This window comes from Saccharopolyspora shandongensis, assembly GCF_900106995.1.
GTDB classification, from domain to species: domain Bacteria; phylum Actinomycetota; class Actinomycetes; order Mycobacteriales; family Pseudonocardiaceae; genus Saccharopolyspora; species Saccharopolyspora shandongensis.
The window spans coordinates 57,647-73,892 of sequence record NZ_FNOK01000025.1 but is presented as its reverse complement, the minus strand read 5'-3'; the positions used below and the strand labels follow the sequence as shown (position 1 = coordinate 73,892).

16 protein-coding genes and 1 pseudogene are annotated in these 16,246 nt (G+C 71.3%); 4 read left to right on the top strand and 13 right to left on the bottom strand.

Annotated features, from left to right (window positions below; translation table 11 throughout):
* From BLW84_RS49285 to mshA, 10 genes and pseudogenes are all read right to left on the bottom strand, one after another.
* Positions 1 to 335: pseudogene (locus BLW84_RS49285) on the bottom strand (hypothetical protein); the annotation flags it as partial.
* Positions 332 to 1,366, bottom strand: a complete 1,035-nt coding sequence (locus BLW84_RS24770; RefSeq protein WP_093269435.1) for a Ppx/GppA family phosphatase — start codon at positions 1,364 to 1,366, stop codon at positions 332 to 334. The gene BLW84_RS24770 and the pseudogene BLW84_RS49285, both read right to left, overlap by 4 nt.
* A gap of 200 nt (positions 1,367 to 1,566) precedes the next feature.
* Positions 1,567 to 2,616 (bottom strand): DUF418 domain-containing protein, encoded by a 1,050-nt coding sequence (locus tag BLW84_RS24765; RefSeq protein ID WP_245761351.1) that lies wholly within the window; start codon positions 2,614 to 2,616, stop codon positions 1,567 to 1,569.
* A 176-nt stretch (positions 2,617 to 2,792) separates the two neighbouring features.
* Complete coding sequence (locus BLW84_RS24760) at positions 2,793 to 3,473, bottom strand: response regulator transcription factor (protein ID WP_010312341.1); 681 nt, start codon at positions 3,471 to 3,473, stop codon at positions 2,793 to 2,795.
* Positions 3,470 to 4,711 carry a sensor histidine kinase gene (locus BLW84_RS24755; RefSeq protein WP_177226668.1) on the bottom strand — a complete coding sequence of 414 codons (1,242 nt, stop codon included), beginning with the start codon at positions 4,709 to 4,711 and terminating at the stop codon, positions 3,470 to 3,472. The genes BLW84_RS24760 and BLW84_RS24755 overlap by 4 nt, the downstream gene beginning before the upstream one ends.
* A gap of 261 nt (positions 4,712 to 4,972) precedes the next feature.
* Positions 4,973 to 5,716: a phosphoglyceromutase gene (locus BLW84_RS24750; RefSeq protein ID WP_093269432.1), complete on the bottom strand. Its 744-nt coding sequence runs from the start codon at positions 5,714 to 5,716 to the stop codon at positions 4,973 to 4,975.
* A 267-nt stretch (positions 5,717 to 5,983) separates the two neighbouring features.
* Positions 5,984 to 6,415 (bottom strand): OsmC family protein, encoded by a 432-nt coding sequence (locus BLW84_RS24745; protein ID WP_093269430.1) that lies wholly within the window; start codon positions 6,413 to 6,415, stop codon positions 5,984 to 5,986.
* 504 nt (positions 6,416 to 6,919) lie between these two features.
* Positions 6,920 to 7,774: a DUF4349 domain-containing protein gene (locus BLW84_RS24740; protein ID WP_093269427.1), complete on the bottom strand. Its 855-nt coding sequence runs from the start codon at positions 7,772 to 7,774 to the stop codon at positions 6,920 to 6,922.
* A gap of 84 nt (positions 7,775 to 7,858) precedes the next feature.
* Complete coding sequence (locus BLW84_RS24735; protein ID WP_093269424.1) at positions 7,859 to 8,371, bottom strand: type III secretion system chaperone family protein; 513 nt, start codon at positions 8,369 to 8,371, stop codon at positions 7,859 to 7,861.
* Positions 8,368 to 9,660, bottom strand: coding sequence for a D-inositol-3-phosphate glycosyltransferase (gene mshA / locus BLW84_RS24730; protein ID WP_093269422.1), 1,293 nt, complete (start codon positions 9,658 to 9,660; stop codon positions 8,368 to 8,370). Before mshA ends, BLW84_RS24735 begins: the two co-directional genes overlap by 4 nt.
* Between mshA and BLW84_RS24725 the strand changes: the two genes are divergently transcribed.
* Positions 9,638 to 9,991, top strand: coding sequence for a hypothetical protein (locus BLW84_RS24725; RefSeq protein WP_177226666.1), 354 nt, complete (start codon positions 9,638 to 9,640; stop codon positions 9,989 to 9,991). The genes mshA and BLW84_RS24725 overlap by 23 nt on opposite strands.
* Positions 9,992 to 10,074: 83 nt before the next feature.
* On the opposite strand, the gene BLW84_RS24720 is transcribed toward BLW84_RS24725, so the two are convergent.
* Positions 10,075 to 11,229: a L,D-transpeptidase gene (locus BLW84_RS24720; RefSeq protein ID WP_093269416.1), complete on the bottom strand. Its 1,155-nt coding sequence runs from the start codon at positions 11,227 to 11,229 to the stop codon at positions 10,075 to 10,077.
* Positions 11,230 to 11,456: 227 nt separating this feature from the next.
* Here BLW84_RS24720 and BLW84_RS24715 point away from each other — a divergent pair, with 227 nt between their 5' ends.
* Positions 11,457 to 12,206 carry an SDR family NAD(P)-dependent oxidoreductase gene (locus BLW84_RS24715; RefSeq protein WP_093269415.1) on the top strand — a complete coding sequence of 250 codons (750 nt, stop codon included), beginning with the start codon at positions 11,457 to 11,459 and terminating at the stop codon, positions 12,204 to 12,206.
* 363 nt (positions 12,207 to 12,569) lie between these two features.
* On the opposite strand, the gene BLW84_RS24710 is transcribed toward BLW84_RS24715, so the two are convergent.
* Entirely contained in the window at positions 12,570 to 13,577 is a 1,008-nt protein-coding gene (locus tag BLW84_RS24710; protein WP_093269412.1) for a chymotrypsin family serine protease, read from the bottom strand.
* An 89-nt stretch (positions 13,578 to 13,666) separates the two neighbouring features.
* Positions 13,667 to 14,794, bottom strand: coding sequence for a UDP-N-acetylmuramate dehydrogenase (locus tag BLW84_RS24705; protein WP_425441750.1), 1,128 nt, complete (start codon positions 14,792 to 14,794; stop codon positions 13,667 to 13,669).
* Positions 14,795 to 14,831: 37 nt separating this feature from the next.
* Here BLW84_RS24705 and BLW84_RS24700 point away from each other — a divergent pair, with 37 nt between their 5' ends.
* The gene (locus BLW84_RS24700) at positions 14,832 to 15,350 is read left to right on the top strand and encodes a DUF2505 domain-containing protein (protein ID WP_093269407.1); all 519 of its coding nucleotides are present in this window, start codon (positions 14,832 to 14,834) and stop codon (positions 15,348 to 15,350) included.
* Positions 15,347 to 16,198: a class I SAM-dependent methyltransferase gene (locus tag BLW84_RS24695; protein ID WP_177226674.1), complete on the top strand. Its 852-nt coding sequence runs from the start codon at positions 15,347 to 15,349 to the stop codon at positions 16,196 to 16,198. The genes BLW84_RS24700 and BLW84_RS24695 overlap by 4 nt, the downstream gene beginning before the upstream one ends.
* Positions 16,199 to 16,246: the final 48 nt, after the last annotated feature.

The following is a 16,246-nucleotide window of genomic DNA, read 5'->3' as shown; positions in this document are numbered from 1 at the left end:
GCCGGAGGCTGCGGCGCAGGTGCTTGCGGAACCGACTGCTGAGCAGCCGGAGGCTGCGGCGCGGGTGCTTGCGGACCCGGCTGCTGCGCGGCCGGGTTCGGCGCGCCCGGGCGGTGGCCGCGGCGCTGCGGCGGCTCGCCGTCCGGCGGCACGGCGCGCATTTGGCCGCTGTCCGACAGCACTCGCTCGATGATCGCCTGCGGTGCGGTTTCGGACGGATCCTCGGCCCTGCGGCGCCGACGGCGGGCACTCTTCTGCGAGCTGCCGCCGTATTCGGCGAGCAGCTCCGCAACGGTGCGCTGGGTGGGCTGATCGGCCCCGCTGTCCCGACTCATCGCTCCCACCGTGCCCCGTGCTGCGTCTGGCGTCCAGTTACGTCCGCGGACCCCGACTCCGCGAGCCCCAGTGTTGCGCGGGCCTGGATGGCAGTGTGACTGTCTCCATTGGTGTGGTCCAGTCGTCGCAGGATCACACCCTCCCGCAGCGCCCAGGGGCAGATGTCGAGTTCCTTCAGGCCCAGCGCCCGCATGGTGGCCTCGGCCACCAGCGCGCCCCCCACCAGCTGGTGCGCCCGCGCGCCGCTCACGCCGTCGAGCGCGGCCAGGTCGGTCGACGACATGCGGGTGATGAACGCGAGCAGCTGCCGCAGGCCGGTTTCGGTGAGCGTGCGCGGCGCCCGCGGTCCCGACGAGGCCGGCGCCGCCCCGGTCAGCCTCGCCAGCGACCGGAACGTCTTGGAGCTGGCCACTGCGCGGTCGGGCCGCCCCAGCTTGCGGAAGCGCTTCGCGGTGGGCGCCAGCTGGCCCTGCAGCCATTCGCGCAGCTTCTTCACCTCGTCCTGGGTCGGCGGGTCGTGCAGCATCGTGCGGGCCAGCCGCCCGGCGCCCAGCGGCAACGACACCGCCAGGTCCGGCTGCTCGTCGATGCCGACCGCCATCTCCAGCGAACCGCCGCCGATGTCGAGCATCAGCAGGTTGCCCGCGGACCAGCCGTACCAGCGGCGGGCCGCCAGGAAGGTGAACCGGGCCTCGTCCTCGCCCGGCAGCACCTCCAGTTCGATGCCGGTCTCGGCGCGCACCCGAGCCAGCACTTCGGCGGCGTTGTCCGCGTCGCGGATCGCCGAGGTCGCGAAGGCCATCAGCTCTTCGCAACCTGCGGCGATGGCAGCCTCCTGCGCGTCGGCGACGGTGCGGACGAGCTCCGCAGCGTCCTCCTCGGCGAGTCGTCCGCCGTGCAAGCCGATCCGCTCGGCCAGCCGCAGCACGGTCTTCTCCGATGTCATCGGGGTCGGATGGGCACCACGATGCGCGTCCACCACCAGCAGGTGGACCGTGTTGGATCCGACGTCGAGCACCCCTAGGCGCATGCCCGACAAATTACCGGCTGCGCACGCGGTCGGGGGCGAGGTGGGGCAGCAAACGGCCTACCAACCCACCCCACGCACGCCGCAGACCTGGCCAACCAGGGCAGCAGTGCGCCAGGTCATGCGGCCAACATCACCCCCCGGACCTCGCCGTCTAAGGCGAGGCCCGAGGGACCTGTCACGCTGAGTGCACGCAGTCCGCCCTAGGCCGTTACCCGGCGGTTGGGGACGATGCTCCACCAGGTCGCGCAGCGCCAGACCCACTCCAGCGGGCCGTAGCGGAAGTGGGCGAGCCACAGCCGGCTCCAGACGATCTGGACGACGAGGATGCCGGCGGCCAGCGGGATGAGCGCGCCCCACTCCGCCGACTCCCACAGCCCGACCAGGGGGCCGAGCAGGAGGACCAGCAGCGTCGCGGTGACGTAGTTGGTCAGCGCCATCCGCCCCAGCGGTTCGAACACCGCGGACAGCGCGCTGCGAGCCGGCGTCCGCATCAGCAGGAGCAGCCCGGTGGCGTAGGCGATGGCCATGAACAGCCCGGCGGCCGCCGACGAATGCGTGAAGCCGGCGTTCAGCGGGTCCTGCTCCTGCAGCACCAGGAATCCGGCGGAGGCGACCACGGCCGCTGCGAACACGATCGCGATCTGGCCCGCACGGCGGTGCAGCGTCGCGGGCAGCCCGCTCTGGGCCAGGGCGAAGCCGGTCAGCATCATGCCCGGGACAAGCGATATGCCGCCGCTGGCGAAGGTGGTCGAGGCGGCGATCAGGGCGGCGCCGATCGGCAGGTTCGCCCACCACGGTAGGAAGCTCATCGGCAGCAGCACGACCAGCCCCAGGATCGCGTACGGCAGCAGCGCCTCGCCGGGCTGGAGGCACTGGTGCACGATGCCGAGCCCGGCGAGCACGACCAGCCTGCGCAGGAACACCACGCGTGGATGCGCCGAGCGCTGGCCCGCGCTCGCCAGGAAGAGCCCGAACCCCACGCCGAACAGCAGCGAGAAGATCGGGAAGAACCGCTGCTGGACGAACATGTCGAACACGTGCGGGACCGGCAGGACCTGGTAGTCCACCGTCCGGTCCATGTGCATCATCGGCGGGATGTTGACCAGGAGGATCCCGCACAGCGCGAAGCCGCGCAGCACGTCGAGTTCGACGATGCGCTTGGCGGCGGGCTTGCCTGGCGGAACAGCCGCGACGGGCGGCAGAGGCGCGCCGGGGACGCGTCCGAGGGCGTTGGGGATCGGATTGCTCACGGCTCAAGATTGCCCGCTCGCACCCTGTTCGCCGATTGGCCGATCGGCCCTCCGACCTCGGTCGATCGGTCAGTCGTCGGCGCTGCGCACTCGGCCGATCGGCGTGCGAGAGCCCCCGGTGCGGCCCCCGAGGGGCCCGCTCCGGGGGCTCGGTCGCACGGCGTCCTCGCCCGCGGTCAGCCCTCGAACTTGTAGCCGAGGCCGCGGACGGTGATCAGGTAGCGCGGGTCCGCCGGGTCAGGCTCGACCTTCGAGCGCAGCCGCTTGACGTGCACGTCCAGCGTCTTGGTGTCGCCGACGTAATCCGCGCCCCACACCCGGTCGATGAGCTGGCCGCGGGTGAGCACCCGGCCGACGTTGCGCAGCAGGTATTCGAGCAGGTCGAACTCCTTCAGCGGCAGGTTGACGTCGGCGCCGTCCACGGTCACCACGTGGCGCTCCACGTCCATCCGCACCGGCCCGGCCGCCAGCACCTGCGGCTGCAGCTCCTCCGCCTCGCCGCGGCGCCGCAGCACCGCGCGCACCCGCGCGATCAGCTCCCGCGCCGAGTACGGCTTGGTGACGTAGTCGTCGGCGCCGAGCTCCAGGCCCACGACCTTGTCGATCTCGCTGTCCCGGGCGGTCACCATGATCACCGGAACCGAGGAGCGCTGGCGCAGCTGCTTGCACACGTCCGTGCCACTCATGCCCGGCAGCATCAGGTCCAGCAGCACGATGTCCGCACCGTTTCGATCGAACTCGTCCAACGCCTCCGGGCCGTTGGCGGCGACCGCCGCCGTGAAGCCCTCCTTGCGCAGCAAGAAGGCAAGTGGGTCGGCGAAGGACTCCTCGTCCTCCACGATCAGCACCCTGGTCACCGGACTCCTCCCGTTTCGACGGTTGTGACCCCGTCCGCGCTCTCCGTCGCCGAGCGGGCGACACTGCCCGCGCGATCCGCTGATGACACCGGCTCTGCTGCGGCCGGCTGGCCGTCGGTCGTGCCGTGCCTGGGCACCCGAAGTGTGAAGGTGGAGCCCGTCCCGGTACGACTCCACAACTTGACCTCGCCGCCGTGGTTGGCGGCGACGTGCTTGACGATGGCCAGGCCCAGGCCCGTGCCGCCGGTGGCGCGGGACCTCGCCGGATCCACCCGGAAGAACCGCTCGAACACCCGCTCGTGGTACTCGGGCTCGATGCCGATGCCGCGGTCGGTGACCGCGATCTCCACGAAGTCGCCGGACAACCGTCGGCTGATCGACACCGGGCTGTCCGGCGGCGAGTACGAGATGGCGTTGTTGATCAGGTTGCTCAGCGCGGTCACCAGCAGCGTCCGGTCGCCGTCCAGCAGGTAGCCGGTGGGCTCGTCGACGGCGATCTCGATCCCCGCGGACTCGGAGGCCAGCCGGCAGCGGCCCAACGCCTCCTCCACCACGGCATCGACGCCGACCGTGGTCAGCTCGGGCAGCCGCTCCGCGCCCTGCAGCCGGGACAGCGCGATGAGCTCGGAGACCAGCGTCCCGAGCCGGGTCGACTCGTGCAGGATCTTGTTGGAGAACCGCCGCACCTCTTCGGCGTCGTCGGCGGCGTCCAGCACGGCCTCGGCGAGCAGCGCGAGCGCCCCGACCGGGGTCTTGAGCTCGTGGCTGACGTTCGCGACGAAGTCGCGCCGGGTGGCCTCCAGCCGGACCGAGTCGGACTCGTCGGCGGCGTCGACGGCGGTGAAGCCGTCGCCGAGCGGGCGCACCTCGCCGAGCACCGCGGCCGGGCCGCTGCCGCGCAGCGTGGTGCCGGCGCGGTTGAGCGGGGAGAGGTCTACGGGCACCGATTCGCCGGTCAGCAGGGCATGCTCGGCGGCCTTGCGGGCGCGCGGATCGGCCTGGTGGTCGCGGATGAGCCCGAGTTCGTCGGCCCGCGGGTTGTGCAGCACCACGTCGCCGAACTTGTTGAGCACGACCACGCCGCTGTCGCTGGTGTGCACCAGCCGCTGAAGGAGCTCGGCGACGGTCGGGCCTTCGGGCTTGCCGCGGCGCCGGGATCCCCGAGCTGCGACGAAGCCGCCGATCGCGCCCAGTGCGAGCGCGCCGATGATCAGGGCGGTGTAGCCCAATGCGGTCACGCCAGCATCGTAAGCAAGCCGGGGTGGGGAAAGGCCAGTCTACGAGGGCGTTCCGTGATACCCGTGACACGAAAAGGGGGCTTCTTCACCTCTGCTTCACCCCCTGCTGGGAGCCAGTTCACGTACCGCCCGGTCGACCGTCGCGCTCCGTTCGCCACCTCGGCGACTTCTCGCCATCCGCCACCCATCTAGGGGACGAGCGCGGGGCACCCTTACCAAGCCACCTGGCAACGGGTGCCCCACGCGCTTGGGCCGATCGGACTAGCGACCCTGGTTCGCGACCGCTGCCGCGGCGGTGGCGGCGGCCTCCGGGTCGAGGTAGGTGCCGCCCGGGTTGGTGGGCTTGAGGTCGGCGTCGAGGTCGTAGCGCAGCGGGATGCCGGTCGGGATGTTCAGGCCCGCGATGTCGCCGTCGGAGATCCCGTCCAGGTGCTTCACCAGCGCGCGCAGCGAGTTGCCGTGCGCGGCGACCAGCACGGTGCGGCCGGCCTGCAGGTCCGGCACGATCGCCGACTCCCAGTACGGCAGCAGCCGGGCCACCACGTCCTTGAGGCACTCGGTGCGCGGGAGGTCGGCGCCGAGGTCGGCGTAACGCGGATCGGCGTCCTGGCTGAACTCGCTGCCGAGCTCGATCTCCGGCGGCGGCGTGTCGTACGAGCGACGCCAGAGCATGAACTGGTCCTCGCCGTAGGCCTCGAGGGTCTGCTTCTTGTTCTTGCCCTGCAGCGCGCCGTAGTGGCGCTCGTTGAGCCGCCAGTCGCGGCGAACCGGGATCCAGTGCCGGTCCGCGCCGTCGAGGGCGATGTTCGCCGTCGAGATGGCGCGGCGCAGCAGCGAGGTGTGCAGCACGTCCGGCAGCACCCCGCTCTCGCGCAACAGCTCACCGCCGCGCTTGGCCTCGGCCACGCCCTTCTCCGACAGCGGTACGTCCACCCAACCGGTGAACAGGTTCTCGGCGTTCCACGTGCTCTCACCGTGCCGCAGCAGCACCAGGGTCGAAGTCATAACCCCAGGCTATAGAGGTTGTTCGGGAGCTTGTGGCGTCGGGTGTGGTGGCGCGGGTTGCTGTCTTTGAAGCTGCCTAGCCCACATACGCAACTTGCACCGCCGCAGGTTCACGGCGCCCACCCCTCCGGGGTTCTCCCAGCGAGGACAGCCCCGGCGTGGTTGGCATTCATGATGTCGGGGATCCCACAGCGAGAAGGCCTCTGCAACTCCCGCAGGGGGCCGCCACCCGCACCGCCACGCAAAACGAGCCTGGAAACAGGCGCTTCAGTCGAGGGCTGCGTCGAGGGTGATGGTGGTTCCGGTGAGGGCGGCCGAGACCGGGCAGATCTCCTTCGCCTTCTGGGCCGTTCGGTCGAAGACGTCCGGGGCGATTCCCGGTACCTTCGCCCGCACGGTGAGCGCGATCCCCGTGATGGCGAAGCCGTCGCCGCTCGGGCCGAAGGCGACCTCCGCGCTGGTGTCGATCCGCTCCGGCGGCGTGCCCGCCGCGGTGAGCAGGCCGGAGAGCTGCATCGAGTAGCAGGCGGAGTGGGCCGCGGCGATCAGTTCCTCGGGGCTGGTGCGGCCGTCGGGTTCCTCGGCCCGGGACGCCCAGGTGACCGGGAACTGGCCGGCGTTGGACGAGTCCAGCGTGACGGTGCCGGAGCCGCCCTTGAGGTCTCCGGTCCACTGCGTGGTGGCGTTGCGATCGGTCATCTCGCCGCTCCTCATCGGGTGCGCGGAGGCCGCTGCCCTCCGCCGGATCCACCCTCCCGCAGCGCGCGGTGACCCGCAGTTTTGGTTGTGCGCTTCACCCGACAGTTATGTGATCATCGCAGCGCCGTGACACGAAAGTGGCGACTGTCACTTCCATTCGCGAATCGAACGCGGTTCGAATCCTTAGCGTTACTTTCAGTAGAAAACATCACACTAATGGAGTAATGCGGCGGCCTTGTGGCCGCTGCAGGACTCTGCGAAGTTGACAACGCTCTCCTTGAGATCGGCTCCCACGCACTCCCCGATCTCGCGAGAGCAAGTCCGCGGTTCGTATCCCCCATCGAACCGCGCCCCCGCCGGGCCCCGGGTGCCCCCCGCCCACCGGCCCGTCAGGCGGGACCCCCACGCGGGGCGGCTCGTGCTCGTGACTCCCCCTCTCTCCCGAGCCGCCCCGCGCGGTCTCTTTGGGTTTCCAGACGCGTTCTGCATGGCGGTTGCCGAGGCTCAGAGAGCTGTCTTGCGGAGCGCCTTGCGGCGGCGGTGCAGAAGCCAGGCCGCGGTCGCCGGCACCGCGAGCGCCACCGCGAACGGCAGCACCGCGCCGAAGGCCGTCAGCAGGAACGCGCCGATCTCGGACAGCGCCCGCCAGCCGCCGAAGAGCCCCGCCAGGAAGCCCGTGTCGTCGTCGGCGACCGCGCTCGGGCGCTCCAGCCGCACCGTCACCGTGGCCAGCTCGACCTGGCCGGACAGCGTCGCTTCGCGCCGTTCGAGGGCGTCCAGTTCCGTTTCGCGCGAGGTCAGCTCGCTCTCGATCGACACGATCTCGTCGACCGTCGCGGCGCGGTCCATCAGCGCGCGCAACCGCTGCACGCTGGCCCGCTGGGAGTCGATCCGGCTCCGCGTGTCCACCAGCTGGTCGGTGACGTCCTCGGTCCGCTGGCTGCGCGAGGTGACCCGCCCCAGGCCGGACAGCTCGCCCAGCACCTGGTCCAGCCGGTCCGCCGGAATCCGCACCTCCATCGTCGTGCCCGACCGGTAGGTGTCCTCCTGCTGGAGGTAGCCGCCCGCGCCCTCGCTGCGTCGCCGCACCTCCGCCCCGACCCGCTCGACGTCGTCGACCTCGATGTCCAGCTCCGCCGTCCGGATCACCTCGCGCTGTCCGGTCGCCGGGCTCTGCGCGTTGCCGGATGCCGTCTCGGCCGCGAAACCGCTGTTCGAGGTGCTGCGCTCCTTCGGAGCCACCGGCGCCACCGCGCGCGACTCCGAGACCGCCGAATCACCCGCACCCGAAGAACACCCGCCCAACAGGCCGAGCGCGACCAGCGCCACGATCGGCCCGCGTAATCGCCGCTTTCCCATGCCGTTCTCCTCCGCATCGTCGTGAACACGGCGGAGACGGAGCAGGACGATCTTCTGGTTGCACCGATCGGGCGACGAACGCCGCTACGGCCGGTCGTGCAGGGGCTGGACCGGGCCGTCGCGCTCCACCAGCTGCCGGAACGGCTGGAGGTTCGCCAGGGACTCGCCGCGCGACTCGCGCCAGCCCCACTCCCGCCGGATAGCCGTGGCGAACCCGAGCTCCAGCAGGGGGTTGAAGTCGCCGTCGGCCGTCTCCAGGACCTGCCCGAGCACCCTGTCGAGCTCGTCGGCGGTCACCGCGTGCAGGCCGATCCGGCCGACCAGGTAGATGTCGCCGTTGCCGTCGATCGTGTAGTGCACGCCGTAGAGCCGGGCGTTGCGGCGCAGCAGGAACCGGTAGACGTCCTCGTGCGCCTCGTCGGGCTGCCGGCACACGAACGCCTCGACGACCAGGGCGTGCTCGGCGACGATGAGCCAGCAGTTGGTCTGCAGCTTCTTGGTGCCGGGCAGCGTGACGAAGTACCGCCCCGCGCCCTTGGACGCGTATTCCAGTCCACTCGCGTCCAATGTGGACTTGATGACCTCGTCGACGCTCACGCGGTGACCTCCCGGATGCGCAGCCGCGCGTGGAACGACATCTTCGCCTGCGCGTAGGCGTCGAGCAGAGCCTCGGTGGTGCGCTGCCACGAGAAGCGCGCTGCGTGCGCGGTGGTGTTCGCGGCCAGCCCGGCGCGCAGGTCCGGCGCCAGCAGCGAGCCGAGCGCATCCGCCCACTGCCCGGCGCCGTGCCCGTCCACCAGCAGCCCGGACACCCCGTCTTCGACCGCGACCGGCAAGCCGCCGACGGCGGCCGCGACCACCGGCGTGCCGCAGGCCTGCGCCTCCAGCGCGACCAGCCCGAAGGACTCGTTGTAGCTCGGTACCGCCACGACGTCAGCCGCCCGGTACACGTCGCGCAGCGCGGCCCCGCTGCGCGGTGGGAGAAAGCGCACCACATCGGTGATGCCCAGTTGCACGGCGAGTTCCTGCAGCGCCCGGGGACGTTCCAGCCCGCTGCCCGACGGGCCACCGACCACCAGCACCACGAGGCGGTCGCGGATCTCGGGCCGCCGGGCGAGCAGTTCCGCCGTCGCCCGCAACAGCACGTCCGGGGCCTTCAACGGCTGGATCCGGCCGACAAAGGCGAGCGCCACCGCGTCCGGCGGCAGGTCCAGGGCAGCCCGGGCGGCGGCGCGGTCGCCGGGGGTGAAGAGTTCCAGGTCGACGCCGGGCGGGATCGTCGCGACCGCGTCCGGATCGGCGCCGTAGCGTTCGATCAGGTCGGTGGCCTCGAACTCGGTGTTGGCCACCAGCATGTCCGCCTCGGCCACCACCTGCTCCTCGCCGAGCACCCGGCCCCGCGGCTCGGGGCTGTCGCCCTCGGCGAGGTTGGCGTTCTTGACCTTGGCGAGGGTGTGCGCCGTGTGCACCAGCGGGACGCCCCAGCGCTCCCGCGCCAGCCAGCCGACCTGCCCGGACAGCCAGTAGTGCGAGTGCACGATGTCGTAGTAGCCGGGCTCGTGGCGGGCCTCCACCCGCAGCGCGCCGGCGGCGAAGGCGCACAGCTGGGACGGCAGGTCGTTCTTGTCGAGCCCCTCGAAGGGGCCCGCGACCACGTTCCGGACCAGGACGCCGGGGGCCAGCTCCGCGATCGGCGGGATGTCCGAGGAGGTCGCCCTGGTGAAGATCTCGACCTCGGTGCCGAGCGCGGCGAGCCGCTTGGCGGTCTGCGCGACGTAGACGTTCATGCCCCCGGCGTCGCCGGTGCCGGGCTGCTCCAACGGGGACGTGTGCAACGAGAAGACGGCGGCGCGGCGCGGCCGCATGCGTAACGTGCTGGAAGTCATCTGCTGCCCATCACAAGCCGAGCGGCCCGAATTTTTCGGGCCCGCGTCAAACCCCGACACCCGGCGCGGCGGAAACATTCCCGTCGCCGTGCCGGAACGCTGCCGGGGCCGACGTTCGACGCTACCGCCCGAGGACCGCCGGACAGTCCTGCCAGGCGGCCCCGGGTGGCACTGCTCACACGTCGGCCGACCGGCCCGAACGCAGCGCGAGCAACTGATCTACCAGCGGCCGGCGGGCCGCGAGATCTTCCTGACCCCGCGCTGCGCCGACCTCGACGAGAAGTTCCCGAGCGTCCTCGAGGCGATTCTCGCCACCGACGCCGAGGACTGAACCGCAAGAAACGCGAAGGGGCCGCGAGTCCTCCGCGCCGCAATGGCGAAGCGGAGGGCTCACAGCCCCGTTTCAGCGGAAGCTCAGACCGCGGACTTCTTGGTCCACTGATCCCAGTTGAGCAGCCAGTCGTAGACGTCGAACTGCGGCGGCATGGTGCTGGCCGAGCCCGTCACCTCGACCGGGTCGCCGATCAGCGCGCTGTCGAAGTAGGCCTTCGCGTCGGCCGCGCTGAGGTTGATGCAGCCGTGCGAGTTGTTGACCTTGCCGAGCGCCGCGGCGTTCTCCTGGTTCTCGTGGATGAACTCGCCGTGGTTCGAGAACCGCGCCGCCCAGGTCTTGCGCACGTCGCGGTAGCCGTAGCGGGGGTTGTCCATGATCTCCACCGGGTTCTTCTGCATGACGATGAACGTGCCGTTGGGCGTGTTGCGGCCCGGGTCGTACTCCTCGCCGTAGCTCGCCGCGTAGTTGGCCACCTGCTCGCCGTTGCGCATCACGACCAGCCGGTGGGTGCCCACCGCCGCCTTGACGATCTGCGCCCGGCCGATGTCGAACTCGGTGCTCAGATCCGCCAGCCCGTAGGAACCCTGGCCGTAGGACTGGCCGTAGAGCTTGGCGTGCACGCTGACGTGGGTGTGCGCCGGCCAGTACTCCTTCGGCCGCCAGTCGACCTGCCGGTCCGACAGCCAGGCCCAGGCCCCTTCGACCGGCACCGAGGCCTGCACGGTCAGCGCCCGCTGGATCCCCGCCTTGTCCTGGACCGCCTCATCGAACTTCACGCTGATCGGCATCGCGATGCCGACCTCGGCGTTGTCGGTCGGGTTGATCGTGGCGCGGATCGTCTTCTTCGGCTGCAACGTGCTGAAGGTGCCCTGCACCGGCACCTGCTTGCCGTCATCGCCGATGGCCTGGCCGGTCCAGGAGTAGCTCTTGCCGTAGCCGAGCGCCTCGGTGGCGTGCCAGCTCTTGCCGTCCTTGGACAGCTCGCCGGCGACCTGCTTCCCGTCGGTGTTGGCCAGCGCGATGGAGTCGAACCTGCCGCGATCCACGGTGGCCGTGATCGGCGCCGCCGGGTTGACCTCGCCCGCGTCGGCGCCCGGTTCGAAGGACACCTTGGCGACCGGATCCGCGGGTTTCTGCTCCTGCGGCGCGGACGCACCGCAGCCCGAGATCAGCAGCACCGCCGCCACAGCTCCCGCCAGCGCAGCCCACCGCGACCGCAGCTTGGAACCACTCACCTTCTGACCTCTATCCCCTTAGAGAATGTGCGCACGACCATCCGCTTTGCCCGAAATGCAACGGGATGGCCGTCGAGATGTGACTCGATATCCATAAGACGCCCGAAGGCGAAAAAAGATGTCTTGACCCCCAGTGTGTCGTGTCACATCCAGCGCGTCACATCAGCCCCGGCCGAACGTGGTCCGATGGACGCGGGCAATCGGCCGTCTCCCGGGAGGAAGAAGACGTGAGCACAAGTTCTGCAGGTCGCTGGGCCGTGATCACCGGGGCGAGTTCCGGCATCGGCGCGGCCACCGCGCGCCACCTCGCCGCCGCGGGCTTCCACGTGGTGCTGGGCGCCCGGCGGCTCGAACGGCTGACCGCGCTCGCCGAGGAGATCGGCGGCACCGCGCTGCCGCTGGACGTCACCGACCCGGATTCGGTGGCGGCGTTCGTCGAGCAGGTGCCGGAATGCCACGTGCTGATCAACAACGCCGGCGGCGCGAAGGGCCTGGCCAAGATCGCCGAAGCCGACGAGGACGACTGGCGCTGGATGTGGGAGACCAACGTGCTCGGCACGCTGCGGGTCACCAAGGCGCTGTTGCCGAAGCTCGTCGCCTCGGGCGACGGGCACGTGGTGACGGTGACCTCGGTGGCTGCCACCGAGGTCTACGACAACGGCGCGGGCTACACCGCGGCCAAGCACGCCCAGGGCGCGCTGCACCGCACGCTGCGGGGCGAGCTCCTGGGCGAGCCGGTGCGGTTCACCGAGATCGCGCCGGGCGCCGTGGAGACGGAGTTCTCCGAGGTTCGCTTCGGCGGTGACAAGGACCGCGCGGCGGCGGTCTACCGCGGCATCACGCCGCTGGTCGCCGACGACATCGCGGACATCATCGCGTTCGTGGTGACCCGGCCATCCCACGTGAACCTGGACTTCATCGCCGTCAAACCCCGCGACCAGCACTCGGCCACCCGCATGCATCGCAGGACCGAGTGATCGCCTCCGCGTGAAGGTCCGCGATTTCAATGAGGTTTTCCAACCTCGGTTTGCGTGGCGGTGCGGGTGGCGGAACCTCAGAGGCTCCCTGGTCTGTGGGTGCCCTGACTTATGTATGTCCAATACACGGCGTCAGGGCCGTCCTCGACGAGGGAACCTCTGAGAACCCGCGGCGGTGCAAGTGTCGTGGGTGGGTTATGCGCCTGCGGCGCATGCGGCACCCCATCGACGTGCAGCTTTGCGACCCGCGACCGCGGGCCGACCAGGATGAAAAACGCTCAATGGAAATCGAGCCTCTGATTTCCGTTGAAACTGCGGGCCCGATCGGCCGAAAGCCGATCGGGCCTGGATAGCAGGGCGGGGTCAGACCCGGATCCGCTGTGATTCGGTGCAGAGTTCCACGTCGAGTTCCGCCAGCACGTCCGCGATCGGGCTGGCGAAGCCGAACAATCCGCCGCGGCTGCCCGCCACGTGCAGACCGATGATCCTCCCGCCCGGATCGAGCACCGCCGCCCCGGCGTCACCCGGCCCGCAGAACCGCAGGTCCGCGGCCGTGATCCGGATCTGCTCCCGCAGCACCCGGACGCCCAGGGCCTCGCCGTGGTCGATCCGCACGGTCGCATCGATGGAGGTGACGACGCCGAGCGTCACTCCCGTGCCGAAGCCGTTCTTGCGGACCCGCTCGCCCGGGTACGCCGTCGCGTGCCCGGTGACCGGGCCGATCCCGTCGACCACGCACGACGTCTCCGAGCCCGGCGCGATCGCGACCGCGGCCGCGTCGACCCGGCCGGACAGCGCCGCACGCGCCAGCTCGGTGTGCACCCGGCCGTCGTCCGGATCCGCCATCCGGTCGCCCACCGCCCAGGCGTCGTCCAGGCAGGCCACGTCGAAGGTGGTCAGGCCCATCGTGACCACCGTCGGCGCGGTGCCGGTGACGATCGCCCCGAGCGTGCCGATGCGGCGGTACTCCCCGGCGCTCGGCACGGTCGGCGGCGCCAGGTGGACGGCCCGGCACGGCACTAATCCGCCGCCTGCCCGCACCGCCCCCGAGCGGTCGCCGCGGCGCCGGCTCGGCGCCATCGGCTCCTGCCGGGCGCAGTGGATGTGCTGCAGGACCGGCTGTTCCTCGATGACGTCGGTCGGGATGCCGAAGATGTCGCCCGGCACGCCGGTGCCCGGGACGAGCTGATCGCGCGGTCTCTTGCGGATCACCGAGACGACGATCGCCTGCTGCCCCGTGGGTGCCCCGGCATGGTGTTTCACACCGATGTCGACAGCGGTCACCCCGGGCAGGTCCAGGAGCTGGTCCTCGACCGCCCTCTTGATCGGGCGGATGACCGCCCGATCCCTAAGCTCCCTGATGCTCAGCATGGTGGCCCCCTCCACCTACCCCATTTAACACTCAGGGTTACGCATCAGTCACGAAGAGTCACTCTTACGGCCGTTCGGCTCTTCGGCTGCTACAGCGAACAGTCCACCAACACGGGCTCGGGTGCCAGCGAAACGCCGAAGGCCAGGCGTACCCCGTCCCGAACTTCACGCGCTAGAAGTAGCAGGTCGCGGGTCGTCGCGGCGCCGCGGTTGGTCAGCGCGAGGGTGTGCTTGGTGGACAGCCCCACCCGTCCGCCGGGGCCGGGATGCCCCTTGGCGAACCCGGCGCGCTCGATCAGCCACGCCGCGGACAGCTTGGTCTGGCCGCCGTCCGCCGGGTACTGCGGGATCCGCTGGTCCGGGCCGATCTCGGCGCCGATCCGGGACAGCACCTCGGGCACGTCGTCGGCCTCGACGATCGGGTTCGTGAAGAACGAACCGGCGCTCCAGGTGTCGTGGTCGGCCGGGTCGAGCACCATGCCCTTGCCGCGCCGCAGCGCCAGCACCGCCTCGCGGGCGGCTGCCACGTCGACCTGCCCGCCGGGCTCCACGCCGAGCGTGCGCGCGAGCTCGGCGTACCGGATCGGGGCCGACCGGCCGCCGTCGCGCAGCAGGAACCGGGCGCGCAGCACCACGGCCGCGTCGCTGTGCTTGAGCACGCTGGTCCGGTAGGCCAGCCCGAGCTCGTCGGCCGGGACCGTACGCACTCGCCCGGTGGCGCGGTCCAGCAAGTCGACCGAGACCAGCAGCTCGGACACCTCGACGCCGTAGGCACCGACGTTCTGCACCGGCGTCGCCCCGGTCAGGCCGGGGATCCCGGACAGGCATTCGAGCCCGCCCAGGCCCTGGCGGACCGTGTCGGCGACCACCTCGTCCCAGTCCTCGCCGGCCTCCGCCGTGAGCTGCACCAGCCCGTCGCCGACGCTGTCGTACTGACGCCCCTTGGTGGCGATCCGCACCACGTGCCCGGCGAAGCCCTCGTCCGCGACCACGACGTTCGATCCGCCGCCCAGCACCAGCAGCCGCTGCCCGGCCGAGTCCGCGGCCCGCACCGCGGCGGTCAGGTCGTCTGGGTGGTGCGCGACCACCAGGTCGGCCGCCGGGCCACCCAGCCGCAGCGTGGTGTAGCCGGCCAGCGACCGGCCGTCGACGGCGGTCCCGGCTGCGTGCGGATCCGACGACCGAGTGTTGTCGCGCACTTCTTCGGCACCGGACATGGAGGGATTCACGGTTGCCAAAGGTAGCCTCCGCTGCATGGCACGCCGCATCGAGCACCGGAGCACCTCCGAGTGGCCCGCCGCCCGGGTGTACGAGGCGCTGATCGACAAGGACTACCTCACCGACCGGCTGGCGGAGATCGGTGGCGCCAGCGCGGCGCTGGTCCAGCACGTCGACACCGAGGACGGCGCGCGGTTCCAGCTGCGCCAGGGCGTGCACGCCGACTCGCTGCCGTCGGTGGCTCGCACGGTGGTCGGCGGGGACCTGACGATCGACCGCAGCGAATCGTGGCGGCGCGAGGAGGACGGGCACTACACCGGCGAGATCGCCGCCGAGATCGCCGGCGCACCCTGCTCGATCACCGGCTCGATGTGGCTGCGCGACCTGGTCGAACCGGCCGGAGCCGCGGTCAGCGAGTTCGTGGTGTCCGGCAGCGTGCGGGTGAACGTGCCGTTCCTGGGCGGCAAGCTGGAAGACCTGATCGTCGACCAGGTGCAGAAGCTGCTGTCCGACGAGGAGCACTTCACGACCGAGTGGCTGGCCCGCCGGGGATGAACTCGGCCCCGAAGAAGCGGGCGCCCCGGCTCGCCGCCGGTCGGGCCCGCGCCCTGGGCATGCCCACGCGCGGCACCACCAACCCGAACCGGCTGCGACGCATCGACCGGTGGATCACCGGCACGCAATGGGTCGCCGACGCGCTGCGCAACGCCGCGGAGCCGGTCGTCATCGACCTCGGCTACGGCGCCACCCCGGTGACCACCGTGGAGCTGGCGGCGCGGCTGCGGCCGCTGCGCCCGGACGCGCGGGTGGTCGGGCTGGAGATCGACCCGGACCGGGTGGCGGCCGGCAAGCTCGTCGCCGATCCGCCCGCGCTGGAGTTCCGCCGCGGCGGGTTCGAGCTGGCCGGGCTGGCCGCCGGGGTGCGCGACTTCCCGGGGCCGGCGCTGGTGCGGGCGTTGAACGTGCTGCGCCAGTACACCGAGCCCGAGGCGTGGAAGGCGTGGGACGAGCTGTGCTCCCGGCTGGCGCCCGACGGGTTGCTGGTGGAGGGCACCTGCGACGAGATCGGGCGGCGCTGCTGCTGGGTGACGCTGGACCGGAGCGGGCCGCGGACGCTGACGCTGGCCTGCCTGCCCGCCGACATCGAGCGGCCGTCGGACCTCGCCGAGCGGCTCCCGAAGACCTTGATCCACCGCAACGTGCCGGGTGAGAAGGTGCACGCGATGCTGGCCGAGCTCGACGCGTGCTGGGCGAAGGCCGCCTCGATGGCCCCGTTCGGGCCGCGCGCCCGCTGGGCGCAGGCCGCGCAGTCGTTCGCGGAGCTGGGCTGGCCGGTGCTGGACCGGCGCCGCCGGTGGCGGCTGGGCGAGCTCACCGTCGACTGGTCCGCGGTGGCGCCCTGAGCCGGGCCGGTGGGTCCTGTTGCGGATCACCCCGGCCGAACCGGGACT